At 64.7% G+C, this 16,566-nt stretch carries 17 protein-coding genes and 1 tRNA gene; 4 read left to right on the forward strand and 14 right to left on the reverse strand.

Annotated features, from left to right (window positions below):
• Nucleotides 1-16: 16 nt before the first annotated feature.
• Nucleotides 17-2,449: a bifunctional diguanylate cyclase/phosphodiesterase gene (locus A3840_RS00365; protein WP_082903531.1), complete on the reverse strand. Its 2,433-nt coding sequence runs from the start codon at nucleotides 2,447-2,449 to the stop codon at nucleotides 17-19.
• Nucleotides 2,450-2,661: 212 nt separating this feature from the next.
• On the opposite strand from A3840_RS00365, the gene A3840_RS00370 reads away from it, so the two are divergent.
• Nucleotides 2,662-2,751, forward strand: a tRNA-Ser gene (locus tag A3840_RS00370).
• Between the two features lie 320 nt (nucleotides 2,752-3,071).
• Here A3840_RS00370 and A3840_RS00375 read toward each other — a convergent pair.
• Nucleotides 3,072-3,605, reverse strand: coding sequence for a hypothetical protein (locus A3840_RS00375; protein WP_067450144.1), 534 nt, complete (start codon nucleotides 3,603-3,605; stop codon nucleotides 3,072-3,074).
• Between the two features lie 226 nt (nucleotides 3,606-3,831).
• A complete protein-coding gene (locus tag A3840_RS00380; RefSeq protein ID WP_067450147.1) occupies nucleotides 3,832-4,359 on the reverse strand; it encodes a hypothetical protein in 528 nt (175 codons plus the stop codon).
• A gap of 344 nt (nucleotides 4,360-4,703) precedes the next feature.
• Between A3840_RS00380 and A3840_RS00385 the strand changes: the two genes are divergently transcribed.
• Nucleotides 4,704-4,907, forward strand: coding sequence for a YMGG-like glycine zipper-containing protein (locus tag A3840_RS00385; RefSeq protein WP_067450150.1), 204 nt, complete (start codon nucleotides 4,704-4,706; stop codon nucleotides 4,905-4,907).
• 114 nt (nucleotides 4,908-5,021) lie between these two features.
• Here the strand turns inward: A3840_RS00385 and A3840_RS00390 are convergent, their stop codons facing one another.
• Nucleotides 5,022-5,333: an Atu4866 domain-containing protein gene (locus A3840_RS00390; protein ID WP_067450153.1), complete on the reverse strand. Its 312-nt coding sequence runs from the start codon at nucleotides 5,331-5,333 to the stop codon at nucleotides 5,022-5,024.
• A 57-nt stretch (nucleotides 5,334-5,390) separates the two neighbouring features.
• Nucleotides 5,391-6,113, reverse strand: coding sequence for an SDR family oxidoreductase (locus tag A3840_RS00395; RefSeq protein WP_067450156.1), 723 nt, complete (start codon nucleotides 6,111-6,113; stop codon nucleotides 5,391-5,393).
• Between the two features lie 96 nt (nucleotides 6,114-6,209).
• Between A3840_RS00395 and A3840_RS00400 the strand changes: the two genes are divergently transcribed.
• Nucleotides 6,210-7,097 (forward strand): LysR family transcriptional regulator, encoded by an 888-nt coding sequence (locus tag A3840_RS00400; RefSeq protein ID WP_067450159.1) that lies wholly within the window; start codon nucleotides 6,210-6,212, stop codon nucleotides 7,095-7,097.
• A gap of 9 nt (nucleotides 7,098-7,106) precedes the next feature.
• On the opposite strand, the gene A3840_RS00405 is transcribed toward A3840_RS00400, so the two are convergent.
• From A3840_RS00405 to A3840_RS00445, 9 genes are all read right to left on the reverse strand, one after another.
• The gene (locus A3840_RS00405) at nucleotides 7,107-7,967 is read right to left on the reverse strand and encodes a hypothetical protein (RefSeq protein WP_067450162.1); all 861 of its coding nucleotides are present in this window, start codon (nucleotides 7,965-7,967) and stop codon (nucleotides 7,107-7,109) included.
• Nucleotides 7,968-8,111: 144 nt separating this feature from the next.
• Nucleotides 8,112-8,468 (reverse strand): iron chaperone, encoded by a 357-nt coding sequence (locus A3840_RS00410; protein ID WP_067450165.1) that lies wholly within the window; start codon nucleotides 8,466-8,468, stop codon nucleotides 8,112-8,114.
• 46 nt (nucleotides 8,469-8,514) lie between these two features.
• Nucleotides 8,515-9,456, reverse strand: coding sequence for an N-acetylglucosamine kinase (locus A3840_RS00415; protein ID WP_082903532.1), 942 nt, complete (start codon nucleotides 9,454-9,456; stop codon nucleotides 8,515-8,517).
• Nucleotides 9,453-10,118 carry an N-acetylmannosamine-6-phosphate 2-epimerase gene (locus A3840_RS00420; RefSeq protein ID WP_067450168.1) on the reverse strand — a complete coding sequence of 222 codons (666 nt, stop codon included), beginning with the start codon at nucleotides 10,116-10,118 and terminating at the stop codon, nucleotides 9,453-9,455. The genes A3840_RS00415 and A3840_RS00420 overlap by 4 nt, the downstream gene beginning before the upstream one ends.
• A complete protein-coding gene (locus A3840_RS00425) occupies nucleotides 10,115-10,981 on the reverse strand; it encodes a carbohydrate ABC transporter permease (protein ID WP_067450172.1) in 867 nt (288 codons plus the stop codon). Before A3840_RS00425 ends, A3840_RS00420 begins: the two co-directional genes overlap by 4 nt.
• The gene (locus A3840_RS00430) at nucleotides 10,978-11,898 is read right to left on the reverse strand and encodes a carbohydrate ABC transporter permease (RefSeq protein WP_067450175.1); all 921 of its coding nucleotides are present in this window, start codon (nucleotides 11,896-11,898) and stop codon (nucleotides 10,978-10,980) included. Before A3840_RS00430 ends, A3840_RS00425 begins: the two co-directional genes overlap by 4 nt.
• 164 nt (nucleotides 11,899-12,062) lie before the next feature.
• Nucleotides 12,063-13,304 (reverse strand): extracellular solute-binding protein, encoded by a 1,242-nt coding sequence (locus A3840_RS00435; RefSeq protein WP_067450178.1) that lies wholly within the window; start codon nucleotides 13,302-13,304, stop codon nucleotides 12,063-12,065.
• Nucleotides 13,305-13,354: 50 nt separating this feature from the next.
• A complete protein-coding gene (locus A3840_RS00440) occupies nucleotides 13,355-14,416 on the reverse strand; it encodes an ABC transporter ATP-binding protein (protein WP_067450181.1) in 1,062 nt (353 codons plus the stop codon).
• A gap of 180 nt (nucleotides 14,417-14,596) precedes the next feature.
• On the reverse strand, nucleotides 14,597-15,448 hold the full coding sequence (locus A3840_RS00445) for a MurR/RpiR family transcriptional regulator (protein WP_067450184.1): 852 nt from the start codon (nucleotides 15,446-15,448) through the stop codon (nucleotides 14,597-14,599).
• 185 nt (nucleotides 15,449-15,633) lie between these two features.
• Between A3840_RS00445 and murQ the strand changes: the two genes are divergently transcribed.
• On the forward strand, nucleotides 15,634-16,566 hold the full coding sequence (murQ, locus tag A3840_RS00450) for an N-acetylmuramic acid 6-phosphate etherase (protein ID WP_067450187.1): 933 nt from the start codon (nucleotides 15,634-15,636) through the stop codon (nucleotides 16,564-16,566).

Raw genomic sequence — 16,566 nt, forward strand, 5'->3', positions numbered from 1 at the left:
CCGCCCCTCCCCCCGATCAGGCCATGAGCAGCCGTCCCGGCATCGCGGTCCAGTCGATGCGGCCGGGCCGGCCGAGCAGAAAGCCCTGGGCTTCCGTACAGCCTTCGGCGCGCAGCACATCCATCTGCTCGACCGTTTCCACCCCCTCGGCGAGGACCGGGATCGAAAGGCTTTTGCCCAGCGCCAGGATGGCGCGGACAATGGCCTTGGCCTGGTCGTCGCGCCCGACCTCGACCATGAAGGAGCGATCGAGCTTGATCTTGTCGAACGGGAAGCTGCGCAGGGTATCGAGCGAGGAATAGCCGGTGCCGAAATCGTCGATGGCGATGGAGACGCCCAGCGCCTTGATGGCGTTGAGCACGGCCAGCGCCCGCTTGCGATCGGCGATGATGGCGGTTTCGGTGACTTCGAGCTCCAGCCGCGACGGCGCCAGGCCGCTTTCGTCCAGCACCATCTTGACCAGGTCGACCAGTTCGAGCTGCGCCAATTGCAGGCCGGAGACATTGACGGCGATCTTGTGCGGCTCGGGCCAGGTGGCGGCCTCGCGGCAGGCATGGTGCAGGACCCAGGCGCCGATGGCGTTGATGGCGCCGCATTCCTCGGCCACGGGGATGAATTCGCTCGGCGGCACCATGCCATGGCCGGGCCGATCCCAGCGCAGCAGCACCTCGTAGCCGGTGACCGCATCGGTGGTGACGGATTTCTGCACCTGAAAGACGAGGTGGAAATCGCCGTTTTCCACGGCCTGCCAGAGATCCTTGCCCATGGCGCGGCGCTGGCGGGCGGCCTCGTCCATTTCCTGTTCGTAATAGCAGACATGGCGGTCGAGCTCGGCCTTGGCGCGATAAAGCGCCAGATCGGCATTGTTGAGCAGTTTCGAGCTGTCGAGCCCGTCATCGGGCGCGATGGCCACCCCGATACTGCCGCCGATAGCCAGCATATTGCCGCCATAGGCGATGCGCGTGCCGACAGCCTCCTCGATGCGGGCCAGGAAATCGCGCAGGGCATGCATGCTGGAAAAGGACTTGAGCGCGGTGAATTCGTCGCCGCCGAGCCTGGCCACGATCTCCCCCTCCTTGAGGAGCGCACCGAAGCGGGCGGCCAATTGCTGCAGCACATGATCGCCGGCGGCGTGGCCATAGCCGTCATTGATGTCCTTGAAACGATCGAGATCGAGCGCCACGACGGCCAACCGGGTTTCGCCATCGCCCAGGGCCGCGAGCTCGACGGCGAGGATTTCGTCGAAGCGAATGCGATTGGGCAGGCCGGTGAGCGGATCGTGATGGGCCAGATGGGCGATGGCCGCCGCATTGCGCCGGCTCTCGGAAATGTCTTCCACCGTGGTGATCCAGGCGCCATTGCCGGCCGGGCTATGGCGGACGCGGAAGGCGCGATCGTCGGAGACGGGCTGCACCACCTCGCCGCCACCCGCCTCGATCAATTGGTGATATTGGGCCGCGAGCTCACCGGCCCGGCGGGCGGCTTCGGGCGCGGCGGCGCCCAGGGCCATAAAGCTGCGCCGGAGGATTTCCTCGAGCCCGGCGCCGGCCAGGGCCTGCCCCTGGGACAGGCCGAGCAGCTCGGACAGGCGCTCATTGTGCAATTGCAGGGCGCCGTTGGCGCCGAACAGGGCCAGCCCCTGCCCCATATGGGTCAGCGCCAGGTTGAGCCGTTCATTGGCTTCGGCCAGGCGGGCCGCATCCTCGGCGCGGCGCGCCATTTCGCGCGCGGTGCGGCGGCGATCGGCCTCGTCCAGCACCAGGCTGCCGATGGCGGCGGCCAGGACCAGGATGGAAATGAGCGCCACGGCGAGCGCCATCAGGCCGGCATCGATATCGGCGCCGCCGCTCATGGGCAGGCACTTGCTGAAATCGGCGGCGGCCATGGCGGTGAAATGCATGGCGCAGATGGCGGCGGTGAGAAGGCCCGCGGCCGCCAGGCTCCAGCGCCAGCCCGGGCGCAGGGTGACGGCGAAGGCCAGGGCCGACAGCACGATACCAGCCAGGACCGACAGGGTGACTGCGCCCGATTGCCAGGCAATGTCGCCTTCCAGCATCAGCGCGGCAATGCCGGTATAATGCATGGTGGAAATGCCGACGCCGACAGTGGCGCCGCCCAGGACGCGATCGAGCCGCCCCTTGCTGTGCACGGCGAGGCCGATGCCCCCGCCGCAGACCAGGATGGCGATCAGCAGCGACAGGGCCGTGACGCCCGGATCGTAGGACAGCGCGAAACCGGGCCGGAAGGCCAGGACGGCGATGAAATGGGTGGCCCATATGCCCAGGCCGACGGCGAGCGCGGAGACCCCGTTCCAGACATAGCGCATGCGGCCATCGGCCTGGCGGGCATGATGCATCAGGCCGATACAGGCATGCGACGCGATCAGGCAGACCAGGGCCGCCAGGAGGACGAAGGGCAGATCATGGCGAACGAGAAAGAAATCGAGCACGGAACACCTGAAGCGGCGCGGAACAAGGGATCACGACTAGCGACAATCCCTTACCTGCCCCTTATGCGGCAAGCGCGCCGCCCCGATGATCCAGACCTGGCGCATTTTATGCTTAGAAATGTCTTGCCCACGGCGCCCCGGCGGCAGGCGGCCGGGGAAAGCACAAAAAGCACTTGCCATCCCGAGAGGGTCCCGCTAGACCCGACCCCGCCGGAGAGGTGGCCGAGTGGTCGAAGGCACACCCCTGCTAAGGGTGCAGATCGGGAACGGTCTCGAGGGTTCGAATCCCTTCCTCTCCGCCATTGCCCTCAAAGGGCGTAAGATTTCCAGAAATTCAGCTAGATCAAGGGCTTGTAAGCCTACCGCTGGTACAAGCGGGTGGTACATGTCCGGCCTCACCATCACCCACCACGCCGCACACATTGGTCGCGTGATGATCTACGTTCCGGCTGCGATCAAGGCCATTCGCGAAAGGACCGAGGCTAGAGGCCAGGAGGCCGACATGCCGAACGAAGCCGCCGTCTGGCCTCCGTCGTGGAGCGCATGGCCGCGTAGCCAGCTTCCGGAAAGCCAGACAGCGGGGGCAGGATGCCCAAGGATTGTAATTCCAAGCCTTGGCCAATCATGCCGCGGCGAGCGTGCCCTGAATGCGGTCTGCATCAGGTACGTGACGTGTCCGATCCACGATTTTGATGATCGAGATAAGCTTCGACAGCCCGGTAAGGGTGAATATGCCCTTTATCGAAAAACCTGCCGGGATCAAAGCGAGCGGGGCCATCAACGGAACTATGACAGCTCCAAAGGCAATAAAGACGGTGATTCCCAGAACCCCGGCCACCGGGAGTACACCGCCATTTCGGGCTTTCTGAAACGGTCTCGCATCGGCTACTCTAAGGCCCCGTCCCTCAACGTCTACTGCAACAACAAAAGCCCTGCCGGCCGGGCCGTCCGCGAACACGAAAGTGCCCGTCGTACCGGGGCTGAGATACGGAACGATGCTACTTTCGACCATTATGGTCCGCCGCACCGTTTCACCGTCCGTGAACGTCAGGCCGGCGAACGTGGAAGAATCGCCGGCTACAATTTCGTTGCCGATCGTTTCGACTGTTCCGCGCTTGACCTGGACTTTATGCCCGCTCAACTCGGTAGTTTTCATGGTACCCCCATAACTGACTGACATGGGGATTCTATTGGGAACTTCTTACCTATCTACTTAGTTTTCCGGCGCATTTTAGGCAAGGCAGGCCAACAGGGTCACATCGTGATAAGCGTCGATTATCACGATGTGACGCGGGTTATTTCAGCAATATGTGCTATCCGAAGCTAAAGGCTGTCCACTTCGGTTGTTGGGAGATTTCGACTTATGGCGTGCTCCCGAGTGCTTACACGACGACGGGGCCGACCGCTTCGGGGACGACCTGCACCTGACGGTCCTTGTCGAGGGCCTCGATCATCTTCGCCATCCGGCCAAACACCACTGCTTGGCGAAGGGGCTGGATGGCTATGAGCAGGGCAACACCCGTGATCACGACACCGATCGCGCCGAATGCCAGGGAAAGCGCAAACAGGCCCAGGAACGGAAGGCACGCGACGAAAAGGCAGATGCTTACATTCCTCGCTCGAGAGAAGTAGCGCGGATCGGCGGTGCGGCGTCCTCGTCCGTCCAGATCAACAGCTAGCAAAACGCGCTTATTGCCCCACGGTGCGAAGAAGAAGCGGCCGGACGTATCCGGGCTCACCAGGCCGCTGATCGCGCCCTCCGCCAGAACGCGGTGACGGATAGCCTCGCCATCGGTAAAGTTTACCGCCGCGAAATCCGAATAATGCGATGTTACGTTGGCGTTCCCCACCGACTCGATCGTGCCTGACTTCGTCAGAATGTCGTGGCCGGAGATAGTGGTCTTGTCCATAGGAGCCCCCCAAGGTCCAATTGATCTAGCCCGTCAACCATATCGCACTTCATATTATCAAATTCTGATTGGACTCGGCTAAGTTGTTGCTGTCGATCATGAATCGCCATTACGTGATAAGCGTCGGTTATCACGTGGTGCCATGGGGCATGTCTGGCGCCGCACAAGTGCTCGCGCGCCAGCTATCCCACCTGCATCCCCCTTTGGGGAAACAGCGGACCAGCGATGCATCCGGCGGTTTGTCGGCCGCTCACAGCATGGGACGAAAAATTTGAAGATGGTCGGCCTGTTGCGATTGTCGGCCGCGCGCTAATCTTCGATTCTCACGATATCCGAGGAAAAACATGAAGAAGATCGCTCCCGTCGCACTCGTCGTCGTCGCTGCCCTGTCGATGAGCGCCTGCACCTCAACGCAACGTACGATCTCCGGCGCGGCAATCGGTGGTGCCGGTGGCGCCCTGGTGGGTGGTGCTGTTGGCGGCTACACCGGCGCGGTGATCGGCGGCGCGGGCGGCGCGGCGGCGGGCGCCTTGCTCGCCAACAACTGATCGGCTGGCAGAGCCGCGAATTCGGCCCCGGCGTCAGCCGGGGCTTTTTCTTGCCGATGCCGGGGCCGAAGCCTGATCCTTTGAAGGTTTGAACGGCGCGCGGTTTGGTGGGGCCTACTGGCGATAAAGGATCATGCCGGCGTGGTGCAGGACGTCGTCGATGAAATCGCCGTCGGCGGTGAAGCCGGTGTCGTCCCAATATTCGATATGGGTGCCGGTGACCTCGTAGCGGCCCTGATAGGCGCGCTCGCGGGTGCCACGGGCTTCGACATAGCGGCCATTGGGCAGGAGTTCGTGGCGGATATGGCCGTCCGCGGTGACCCAGAGGCCGATATAGGGGTGATTGGCTGGCATCGGTTCTTCCTCGGCAAAGGCGGGCTGGAGCAATAGCGTGGCGGCGATCAGGATTTTAAGGGCTGGCGGCATTGTCGGTCTCCTCGGTTCGTTCGTGCATTGTCGGGGGCGTTACGGACCTTCGCCGGGTCAATTGGCCGGTGCCGTCGGGCGGATGGTGATTTCGGTCGTGTCCACGCCGGCGGGGGCTTCGATGACCTGCCGGACGGCGCGGGCAATGTCGGCGGGCTGAAGCGCGATGGCGCGATAGGCGGCCATGGCGGCCATGGTTTCGGCATGGGTGATGGTGGCGGCGAGCTCGCTTTCCACGACGCCGGGATTGATGCAGGTGACGCGGATATTGGTGCTTTCCTGGCGCAGCCCGTCCGAAATGGCGCGGACGGCGAATTTGGTGGCGCAATAGACGGCGGCGCTGGGCACGACCGACAGGGCGCCGATGGAGCCGATATTGATGATCTGCCCCCTGCCCTGCGCCTCCATGACCGGGAGCACGGCGCCGATGCCCCAGAGCACGCCCTTGATATTGACGTCGACCATGCGCTCCCATTCGTCCTGCTTGCCGGCGGCGAGCGGGGAGAGCGGCATGATTCCGGCATTGTTGACGAGAACGTCGATGCGGCCCCAGATGTCGAGCGCCGCCTGCACGAAAGCGGCCATCGAGAGGCGATCGGTGACGTCGAGCGCGCGGGCTTCGGCCTGGCCGCCGGCAGCGCGGATTTCGGCGGCGAGGGCTTCGATGCGGTCCAGCCGGCGGGCGCCCAGCAGCAGCCTTGCGCCGGCGTCGCCCAATTCCCTGGCAATCCCGGCGCCAATGCCGCTGGAGGCGCCCGTGATCAGAATGATCTTGTCCATGTCATGCTCCGCTGTGATGTCGGAGCCAGGATGGATTCCGGCGAGTGGTGATGGTATCTGTCTTCTGCTGGACTTGCTGGTTAGCAATACTGGACAATGAAGATCGACCTGAACCTGTTGCCGCTGTTCCTCGCCGTTGCTGAGGCGCATAATTTCCGCGCCGCCGCCGACCGGCTGGGCGTGACGCGCTCGGCCGTGAGCCAGGGCATCAGGCGGCTCGAGGACAGTTTCGGCACGGCGCTGGTGATGCGCACGACGCGTTCGGTGCGCCTTACGGAAGCCGGCGAACGCCTGCGCGAGGCCCTGTCGCGACCGCTTTCGGATATCGAGGCGGCGCTGGAGGGCGTGGCCGGGGAAAGCGCGCCGCATGGGCTGCTGCGGATCGCGGCGACCTCGATCGCCGAGCGCTTCCTCTCGGGGCCGCTCATCGCCTCCTTCGCGGCCGCCCATCCGGGCATCGTCGTCGACGTCACGGTGACGGATGAGGAATTCGACATCGTCGCCGCCGGTTACGATGCCGGCGTCCGGCTGGGCGAGGTGATCGAGCAGGACATGATCGCCGTGCCGCTGACGGGCGCGCAGCGGGAAATGGTGGTGGCCGCGCCGGCCTATCTGGAGCGCCACGGCGCGCCGCGGCACCCGCGCGAGCTCGTGCATCATCGCTGCATCGGCTGGCGGCCGGCGCCCGATGTCGCGCCCTATCGGTGGGAATTCGCGGAAGGTGGGGTACCGTTCGACGTGGCGGTGGAACCGCAGATCACCACCAATGACCTGCGCCTAATGATCCGGACGGCGCTTGCCGGGGGTGGCATAACCTTCGCACCGGAGGACGCCTTCCGCCCCTTCGTGGAAACGGGCGCGCTCGTGCCGCTATTGGGCGAATTCCTGCCGCCCTTTCCGGGATTTTTCCTCTATTTCCCCCAGCGCCGCAACATGGCGCCCAAGCTGCGGGCGCTGATCGAACATGTCCGGCACTGGCGATAGCGCCCGGGGTCAGTCGAATGTGGGATCGAATATCAGGACGGCATTGCCGCTGTCGGCGGTATAGCGCGCCACGGCGCAGCCGCCCTCGATCCGCACCGGCGCCTCGCCGCGCAGGGTGAGGATTTCCTGGAAGCCTTCATATCCGGCGACGACTTCATAGGGCGCCGGATCGCAGCCTTTGCGGAAAGTATAGGCAATGCCCTGGAAAGCGCCGCCCGGCTGCCATGGCTCGCCCTGGAACAGGACCGTGCCGTCCGCGATGACGCCCCGCAGCCCGTCGCGCACCCGATCGTAGCGAATCGTGCCCTCGGCCGGCGAGACGAGCATGCGCGAGCCGTTGTGATAGAGATAGCGCTCGTCCTGCGATTGCCATTGCCCGAGGCTATTGGTGGCGGTGGGCGGCGAATAGGCCCAGAACAGATCGGCCACAGCCCGCGCCGTATCGGAGCACAGGCGCACGAATTGGGCGGTCGGGTCGATCTCGATGGCCCCCGGCTGGTCGCAGACCTCGGCACCGCCCAGGTAGCGGTCGCTGTCGTCGAAAATCCTGAGCCCGCAATTGTTCATGCCGCAGACGCCTGGGCCGACCCACATCGCGAAGGTCAACGGACCGGCAGGATAGTCGATGTCGGCAAGGTAGACATGGTGCGGCCGCCCCCGATCCATTGCGAGCGCCGCCGCATTCTCCGGGAACAAGGCCAGGGCCCGCTCGCCGGCAGGATCGGTTTCAACCCAGTCCACCGGATCATAGGTTTGCGCGGCCGCGGGCGCCGCCAGCAGGCAAGCTGCCGCAACAAGGATGAACCTGTTCTTCACTGAACCGGCCCTCTTGCGGCAGTTCTCGACGCCAGCAAGCGATTGCTTTTGCATGATATGTTCCCCCAAACGGCAATGGGGCGAATACACCATGCAAGATTTAACAATCACTCCGGCGCTCATATGCGGTTTTCGGCGCGACGTTTACTTTGCCGCAACTTCCGACCGGCCGGCCATGGCCCGGCTATATCGGCCCGCTCAGACGCCCAGGTCCCGGCGTGAGGCCAGGGCGAGTGCGGCGATGAGATGGTCCGGGAGGGGGCGGCCCGGCGAGAAGGTGACGCCGGTTTTGGTAGGTTTGAGCCCGGCGGCGGCGATGTCGTCCGCATGGGCGCTGATGGCACCCTTGGCGACATAGAGACCGCATTGCTTGCTGAAGGCGGCGTAGGCGGCGATGACCTGGCCTGCGGAGGCGAAGCCCGGCATGTCGTAGCGCATGATTTCATCGGCGTCGGGAAGCGCCTGCGCGAGCCGGGCGCGGAGATGGATCAGCAGCGGCCGCAGCGCGTCGGGCGCCGCAGCGATATAGGCGTCATGGGCGGCAGAAGCGGTCATGCCGCATCATCGGCAATCGGGCCGGTCCGCGCAAGCGGGGGATGGCTCAGCCGATGGAAGCGCGGGTCTGCAGCAATGGCTTCCAGCGCGGATCGCCGTGGGCGGGGAGTCGGGCGGCGGCAAGGGCAGTGTCGGCTTCGAGCAGACTGACCTGGCTGCCGGGCAAATCCTCGATAATCCCCTCCAGGATCAGGGGATGCAGCTTGAGCACGCCGCCGACGAAGCCGATGGGACGCGGCCCCGCGCGGGCAATGAGGGCGGCGGCCAGGCGGGCCAGTTCGGCGCCGGCCTGGCGCAGGATGGCAAGCGCGGTGGGATCGTGCTCGGTGGCGGCATTGGCGACGGCCATGGCCAGCATGCCGATCCGGCCCCGATCGCCGCCATAGACGAATTGGCGCACATCCTGCCACTGACTGCCGCCGATGGCGGCGAAGAGATGCCGGGCCAGGATATTGTCGTCGCCGACCGGGCCTTCGGCATCGACCACGCGATAGAGGCGATCCAGCGCATTGAGGGCGATCCAGCTGCCCGAGCCGGCATCGTCGATGAGAATGCCGCGGCCGCCCACGCGCACAAAGCCCTGGTCGGCGCCGATGAAGACGCCGATCGAGCCCGTGCCCGCCGAGATGAGATGCCCCTGGCCCGGCGCGTAATTGGCGAGATAGGCCATGACGATATCGTCGGTGGCGACGATCGCTTCCCCGGACAGGCCGAAAGTGCTGCCCAGCAGCGCTTCCATGTCGGCCATGACCATGGCGCCATAGCCGGTGATGCCCGCGGTGACGGCACGCGGGGCGAGGCCGGACGCGGCCAGATCGGCGGCGATGGCGGTCAGGGCTGCGGCGAGGCGGGCCTTTTCGGTGGGGTTGAACAGATGGCCGGTGGCGCCCGAGGCCCTACCCCGGGCGATCTCGGCGCCATTGTCGTCGCAGGCAACCCAGCGGCTGGCCGTGCCGCCGATATCGATGCCCAGATATACAGGCTTCACGCGGGCAATCCTTCGGCCACGAAGCGGCGGGTGATTTCGCGCGGATTGGTGATCATGGTTCCCACCACGACGGCATGAGCGCCGGCCTCGAAGCCCTGGCGCACCAGGGCGGGCGTATTATAGCGCCCTTCGGCGACGACGGGCAGGCCCGATTTACCCGCCAGAGCCTCGAGCAGGGCGAGGTCGGGACCGGAAGGCCGGGGCTCGGTCGCCGCCGTATAGCCGGACAGCGTGGTGGCCAGATAGGTGGCGCCCCAATCGGCGGCCCTGAGCCCTTCATCGAAGGTGGAGATATCGGCAAAGACTTCGGCGCCCAGCTCCTCGCGGATGCGGCGGACGAGGATGGAAGGCGCTTCGCCCTGGCGCGGGCGCTCGGTGCAGTCGAGCGCCACGATTTCGGCGCCGGCGGCCACGATGGCCTCGGCGGCGGCGAAATCGGGGGTGATATAGACCGGGTAGGCCTCGGAAAAGACCTTGTGGATGCCGATGACGGGCAGGCCGGCGGCCTTTACGGCGGCAATATCCTCAGGGCCATTGGCGCGGATGGCGATGGCGCCGCCATCGCGGGCGGCCAGGGCCATGGCGCCCATGAATTGAGGGCCATGCAGGGGATTATCCGCCCGCGCCTGGCAGGACACGATGAGACCACGGCCAAGCTTCATTTGACCGCTCCCGAGGTCATGCCGGCGATGAACTGCTTGGAGAGCACGATATAGATGAGAATGATCGGCGCCGCCGAGAGCGTCAGGCCGGCAAAGAGCACGCCCCAATCGGTGGTGTATTCGCCCATGAAGGTGGTGAGCCCCTGCGGCAGGGTTTTCAGATTGTCGTTCTGGATGAAGACCAGCGGGAAGAAGAAATCGTTCCAGATCGGCACGACGTTCTGGATGCCGGCAATGACCATGGCCGGGCGCACCAGGGGCAGCATGATCGACCACATGATGCGGGCTTCGGAAGCCCCGTCCATGCGCGCGGCGTCTTCCAGCTCGTTGGGCAAGGTGCGGATGAAGCCGGTCATGATGAAGACCGTCGTGGGCAGGCCCATGGCGGTATAGACGAAGATGAGGCTGAGCTGGTTGTTGAGGATGGACAGGTCGCGCATCAGCATGAAGAGCGGGATGATGGCGAGCTTCAATGGCAGGGTGAGGCCCGCCAGGAAGAACATCAGGATGAAGCCGGAACCGGTGAACTGATAGCGCCCGATGGCATAGGCCGCCATGGTGCCCAGGGTGAGGATCAGCACCATGGAGGCGCCGGTGACCACGAAGGAATTGAGCAGGTAGCGCAGGAAATTCGTTTCGGTCCAGATCTTCACGAAATTGCCGATATGGCTGAAATCGGGAAGCGAAAAGGGCGACTGGAAGATCTGCGGCGTGGTCTTGAAGGCCGAGAACACCATGATGATGATCGGCGCCAGCATGATGATGGTATTGGCGATGAGGATGATCTGCAGCAGCCCGTCGCGGCCCAGCGTGCCGAGGATACCCCGGCGCTGGTAATAGGCATTGTCGGCGGCGGCGCTCATAGCTGAATCTCCCGGGCGCGCAGGCGCACCGTGATGACGGTGGCGATGGCGGCGATGAAGAGGAAGATGAGCACGGCCAGCGCGCTGCCGAGGCCGAAATCCTGCTGGCCGGCCGAAACATTGCCGAAGGCGGTGCGGTAGAAATAAAGGCCCAGCACGTCAGTGGAGCCGAAGGGGGAACCATCGAGCCCGGCCATGATATAGGGCAGCTCGAACCAGTTGAACGCGCCCACGAAGAGCAGCGTGAAGACGATGGTGGCGCTGGGGGCGACCAGCGGCCAGACGATCTTGGTGATCTTGACCCATTCGCTTTCGGTTTCCATGCGCGCGGCATCGAGGATTTCGCCGGGAATGCGCTGCATGCCGGCGAGGAAAACCAGGGTGGGGAAACCCACCATGTGCCAGGCCTGGGCGACGATCAGCGCCCAGAGGGCCGTGCCCCCCTGCCCCAGCCATGGCTGCGCCAGCCAGCCGAGGCCGATGCTCTTGAGGGTGATGTTCACCACGCCGAAAAGCGGATGGTAGAAGAGCTTGAAGAGGTACGCGACGATGATGGTGGAGAGCACCACCGGCAGGAAGACCGCGATGCGGTGGAAGCGCGCGCCGGGCAATTCGCGCCAGAGCGCATAGGCCAGGAGGAAGCCGAGGCCGTTCTGCAGCACCATCAGCGCGAAGAAGACGATGACGTTGTTGCGGAACGCATTGAGCGTCCAGCTCCGATAGGGCTCGACGAAGAGGACGGTGTGGAAATTTTCCAGCCCCACGAAGTCGAGACGGCGCAGGCCCTGCCAATCGAAGAAGGCATAAGCGAAGGCCGACAGGATCGGATAGACGATGAACAGGGCGATGAAGGCCAGGGGCGGTACGATGAGCACCGTGATCCAGAGGCCGCGTCCGGTCATCCTGAGCTGGGGCATTTGAGGCTCTTTCTCTGCCGCGACAGGCGGCGTCCGCCTTATCAGTCACCGTCATTGCCCGGCCTGTCCGGGCAATCCATCTTAGGCATCCCATGGACCACCCGGACGAGCCGGGTGGTGACGATCGGTGGGACTGGGAGGGGCCTAAGGCCCTTCAGCAGCGCTTAGTTCTGGAAGGGCTCGTACCAGGCGGCGAGGCCGGTGGTCAGCGCTTCGCCGATGGCTTCGGGCGTGGTTTCACCCGCGAACAGCTTCTGCATTTCGCCCTGGATCAGCACCGAGCCTGAGGGCTCGCCATAACGGAAATGGGCGAGCATCAGATAGGGGATCGAGGACTGGTTGAGCTCGTTGACCTCGGCGAGGAGCGGATCGTCGAAGGAGACGCCCGGGACGGTCGAGATATTGCTCAGCGTATTGGCGAAGGCCTGGCCGAATTCCTGGCTCGCCAGATAGTTGAGGAAGGTGATCGCAGCTTCCTTGTTGGCGCCGGCGGCGTTGGCGGCATAGCCGCCGTCGAAATAGAGGCCGACCAGCTTGTCGTCCTCGGCGGCGGCGCCGGGGGCGGCGAAGACGCCCAGCTCGATATCGGGGTTCTGGGCCTTGAAGGTCGCCAGCTCATAGGAGCCGCCGACGAACATGCCGGCCATGCCCGAGGAGAAGAGCTGCTGGGCGGAGGGATAATCAAGGCCGATAAAGCCATCGGGGAAATAATCCTGTGCCAGGTCGTTGACCGCCGCCAGGGCGCTGGTGAAGCGCTCGTCGGTGAAATCGGCCTCGCCGGTCATCAGGGCGTTGTAGAAATCCTTGCCCATGAGGCTGGAGCCGAGGCCGAAGGTGACGGTCTCGTTCTGCCAGGCGGTGGCGGTGCCGTTGGCGAAGGGGATCACGCCCGCATCCTTGAGCGCCTGGCTCACGGCTTCGAGATCGGCCCAGCTCTGCGGCTCCTCAAGGCCGTTCGCATCGAAGATGGCCTTGTTGTAGATGACGAGCTGGGTCTGGCTGGCGAAGGGCACGGCATAGACCACGCCATCGGAACGCATGCTTTCGGCGGCCAGGGCCGGTTCGGCGAACTCGGCCAGGGCCGGCACGTTCTCGGCCGAGAGCGGCTCGAGATAGCCGGCGGCGGCGACGTTTTCGAGGCCGCCATAGGCGCGGACCATCATCACGTCCGGACCGGTGCCGCCCGCCAGGGCGGTGGACAGGATGGTGTTGTAATTGGCCGCCTCGAAGCTCTCGAACTTCACCGTGATGCCGGGGTTGGCGGCCTCAAAGGTGTCGATGAACTGCTCATAGGCAGCGCGGTCTTCCTGGCGCCAGCTCCAGAAGGTCAGGTCCTGGGCGAAGACCGGAGCGGCCACGAGCACGGCCGCCAGGGCCGCGCCGGTGCGGATAAGATTGGCTTTCATTCTGTTCCCTCTCCTTGCAAGGTTTTTCGGCATGGTCTTCTCCCGGTGCCTCATGGCACCAGCCGCCGGCCATCCTCGGCGGAAAAGAAATGCGCGGCACCCGGCGCCAGGGTCACGCGGACCGGCGCGTCGGGGGCGAAGGCATCGTTGGGCGCGGTGCGCGCGGCCAGCACCGTGCCATCGGCGAGGCGCACATAGACATAGGCATTGTCGCCCAGATATTCGGTGTAGACGACCTGGGCTTCGAACCCCTCCCCGCCGCCGCGATGCAGCGAGACGGCGTCGGGGCGCAGGCCGAGCTTGAGCGCCGGCACCTGGGGCAGCGCGTCCAACGCCAGCGAGCCGCCATCGGGCACGTTGAGGCGGTTCCCCTCGCGGGTGACGTCGACCAGGCTCATGCGCGGCGAACCGATAAAGGTGGCAACGAAGGTATTGGCCGGGCTCTCGTAGAGTTCGCGCGGCGAGCCGACCTGTTCGATGCGGCCGGCATTCATCACCACGATCTTGTCGGCCAGGGTCATGGCCTCGACCTGGTCGTGGGTGACGTAGATCATGGTGCCGCCGATCTCGCGATGGAGGCGGGCGATTTCGAGCCGCACTTCGGAGCGCAGGGCCGCATCGAGATTGGACAGGGGCTCATCGAGCAGGAACACGTCGGGCTTGCGCACGAGAGCCCGGCCGATGGCGACGCGCTGGCGCTGGCCGCCGGACAATTCGCGCGGCTTGCGCTGCAGCAATTCATCGAGGCGCAGCATGCGGGCCGCTTCGGCGATGCGCCGCTCGACCTCGGGCTTGTCGAGGCCCATGAGGCGGGCGCCGAAGGCCATGTTTTCGTAGACGTCCATATGCGGATAGAGCGCATAGGACTGGAACACCATGGCGATGCCGCGGCGCGAGGGCGCGACCTCGTTCATCAGCTTGCCATTGAGGAAGAACTGCCCGTCGGTGATCGGATCGAGCCCGGCAATCAGTCGCAGCAGGGTGGACTTGCCGCAGCCCGAGGGACCGACAAAGACGACGAATTCGCGATCGCCGATTTCGAGATCGATGCCGTGCAGGACATCGGTGGTCCTGAAGCGCTTCTTGATGCCGCGAAGCGAGAGCTGAGCCACGCCTGTCCTCCGTCCGTCCTGCCCTGGGCAGGTCTGCCGGGGCGGCCCAGCCATTCCAGCTCCGCCCCCTTATGTGGAATACTAAATTCCAAATTTTCGCCGTGTCAAGAATAGGAAATTACAACACGACGATGACAACTGGTTCGCCGGGGATGCCAAATCCCAGCAGAATCATAGCTTTCAGCGGGCCTTGAGCACGGTGACGGCGGTTTCGCTGTTGTGGATATAATCGTGGGCGTCGGCCTGGCGGCGGATGAGCAGGATGAACAGCATGTCCATCAGCATGAGCTGGGCATCGCGCGAGGTGATGGCGGAGGAGCGGACCCGCTCCTCGTCGGCAAAGGTATAGAGGTGGATATCGGCCAGTTCCTGCAAGGGGTTGGGATGCAGGCCGGTCATGGAGATCACCCTGGCGCCGCGCTGCTTGGCGATTTCGGCGATTCGCAGGGTTTCGAGGCTCCGCCCCGAATGGGAGAGAGCCAGCAGGACGTCCGATCCGTTCAGCCCCGAGGCGTTGGAAATCTGGATATGGCTGTCACTGTCGATCAGCACCATGCGGCCGAGCTTGAGCAGCTTGTAGGAAAAATCCTTGGCCACCAGCGACGAGGCCCCTACCCCGGCAAGCAGCACCTTTCGCGCATCGACCAGTGCATCGACGGCTTGGTCGACCGTGTGTTCATTATTGGCGGCCAGGGTCTCGCGCATGGAGAGCAGCTTGCTGCCGATAAGCTTCTGCAGAATGGTGACGTAGGAATCGCTGGCATCGATCGTGCCGTGGATCACCCCGCCCGGCGCGTGCCATTCCAGCGCCTTGGCCTTGTTCACCGCCAGCTTCAATTGCTGATAGCCGCCATAGCCCAGCTTCTGGCTGAACTTGACCACGCTGGACTGGCTGCGGCCGGTGGCCTCGGCCAAAGCGGCGGAGGACAGGGTCAGCATCTGTTCGGGATGATCGATGATGAACTGGGCGATCTGCCGATCCGCCTGGGTCATGGAATCGAGCTTGGCGCTGAGAATTTTCAGAATGGACATGCCTGCTTCCCGAACAGAGATCCCCGGAACTAGAGCCAGGGATCGCGCGATTGCAATTGCGTTCTCCTCAGCGTCACAGCCGCTTGCCGGCGACGCTATCCACAATGGAATACAATATTCCTGATTGCGTTGACACCTGGAATATTCACTTCTAGCATTCGAGTCTGACTTTGAGCACAGGCATCATGGCAAAAACCACCCTGATCGCGGAACTGGGGCAGCTCGTTTCCGAGGCCCGCAACCCCGAGACCATGCAGATCGACCTGATGTCGACGCCGCAAATCCTGGCAGCGATGAACGCCGAGGACGCGCTGGTGGCCGGCGCCGTGCGCAAGGTGCTGCCCGAAATCGGCGCGGCGGTCGACCGCGTGGTCGAAGCCTTCAAGGCCGGCGGGCGGCTGATCTATATGGGCGCGGGCACGAGCGGCCGGCTCGGCGTGCTCGATGCGTCGGAATGCCCGCCGACTTTCGGGGTGCCCGAGGGCATGGTGGTGGGCATCATTGCCGGCGGCGACCATGCGCTGCGCCACCCGATCGAAGGGGCCGAGGACGATCCGGGCGAGGGCCGGCGCGACCTGGAGCGGATCGGTGTTTCCGCCAAGGACGTGGTGGTGGGTATCGCGGTCAGCGGGCGTACGCCCTATGTCATCGGCGGGCTCGATTATGCCAAGAGCGTGGGCGCGACCAGCGTGGCCCTGTCCTGCAATCCCGGCTCGGTCATCGCGCGCATGGCCGATATCGCCATTTCCCCGGTGGTGGGTCCTGAAGCGCTGACCGGCTCGACGCGGCTCAAATCCGGCACGGCGCAGAAGCTGGTGCTCAACATGCTGACCACGGCCAGCATGATCCGCATCGGCAAATCCTACGAAAATCTCATGGTCGACCTGTCGGTGAGCAATGAAAAGCTCGCGGCTCGCGCCATCCGTATCCTGGTGGAAGCCACCGGCTGCGCGCCCGAGGAGGCGGAGCGGCTGATCGCGGCCGCCGGCAAGAATGTGAAGCTGGCCATCCTGATGGGGCTGACCGGCATGAATGCCGATGACGGGCAGCGCGCGCTCGAGGAGGCCGATGGCTTTCTGCGCCGCGCCGCCGGACAGCAGCCGCGCGCGGCGGGGTGA

The sequence above is a fragment of the Devosia elaeis genome, from assembly GCF_001650025.1.
GTDB lineage: Bacteria > Pseudomonadota > Alphaproteobacteria > Rhizobiales > Devosiaceae > Devosia > Devosia elaeis.

Excerpts from the sequence above, each read along its gene's own strand:
- A3840_RS00375 (WP_067450144.1), bottom strand. The coding sequence starts at position 3,605 with ATGAAAACTACCGAGTTGAGCGGGCATAAAGTCCAGGTCAAGCGCGGA.
- A3840_RS00380 (WP_067450147.1), bottom strand. The coding sequence starts at position 4,359 with ATGGACAAGACCACTATCTCCGGCCACGACATTCTGACGAAGTCAGGC.
- A3840_RS00385 (WP_067450150.1), top strand. The coding sequence starts at position 4,704 with ATGAAGAAGATCGCTCCCGTCGCACTCGTCGTCGTCGCTGCCCTGTCG.
- A3840_RS00390 (WP_067450153.1), bottom strand. The coding sequence starts at position 5,333 with ATGCCGCCAGCCCTTAAAATCCTGATCGCCGCCACGCTATTGCTCCAG.
- A3840_RS00395 (WP_067450156.1), bottom strand. The coding sequence starts at position 6,113 with ATGGACAAGATCATTCTGATCACGGGCGCCTCCAGCGGCATTGGCGCC.
- A3840_RS00400 (WP_067450159.1), top strand. The coding sequence starts at position 6,210 with ATGAAGATCGACCTGAACCTGTTGCCGCTGTTCCTCGCCGTTGCTGAG.
- A3840_RS00405 (WP_067450162.1), bottom strand. The coding sequence starts at position 7,967 with ATGCAAAAGCAATCGCTTGCTGGCGTCGAGAACTGCCGCAAGAGGGCC.
- A3840_RS00410 (WP_067450165.1), bottom strand. The coding sequence starts at position 8,468 with ATGACCGCTTCTGCCGCCCATGACGCCTATATCGCTGCGGCGCCCGAC.
- A3840_RS00420 (WP_067450168.1), bottom strand. The coding sequence starts at position 10,118 with ATGAAGCTTGGCCGTGGTCTCATCGTGTCCTGCCAGGCGCGGGCGGAT.
- A3840_RS00425 (WP_067450172.1), bottom strand. The coding sequence starts at position 10,981 with ATGAGCGCCGCCGCCGACAATGCCTATTACCAGCGCCGGGGTATCCTC.
- A3840_RS00430 (WP_067450175.1), bottom strand. The coding sequence starts at position 11,898 with ATGCCCCAGCTCAGGATGACCGGACGCGGCCTCTGGATCACGGTGCTC.
- A3840_RS00435 (WP_067450178.1), bottom strand. The coding sequence starts at position 13,304 with ATGAAAGCCAATCTTATCCGCACCGGCGCGGCCCTGGCGGCCGTGCTC.
- A3840_RS00445 (WP_067450184.1), bottom strand. The coding sequence starts at position 15,448 with ATGTCCATTCTGAAAATTCTCAGCGCCAAGCTCGATTCCATGACCCAG.
- murQ (WP_067450187.1), top strand. The coding sequence starts at position 15,634 with ATGGCAAAAACCACCCTGATCGCGGAACTGGGGCAGCTCGTTTCCGAG.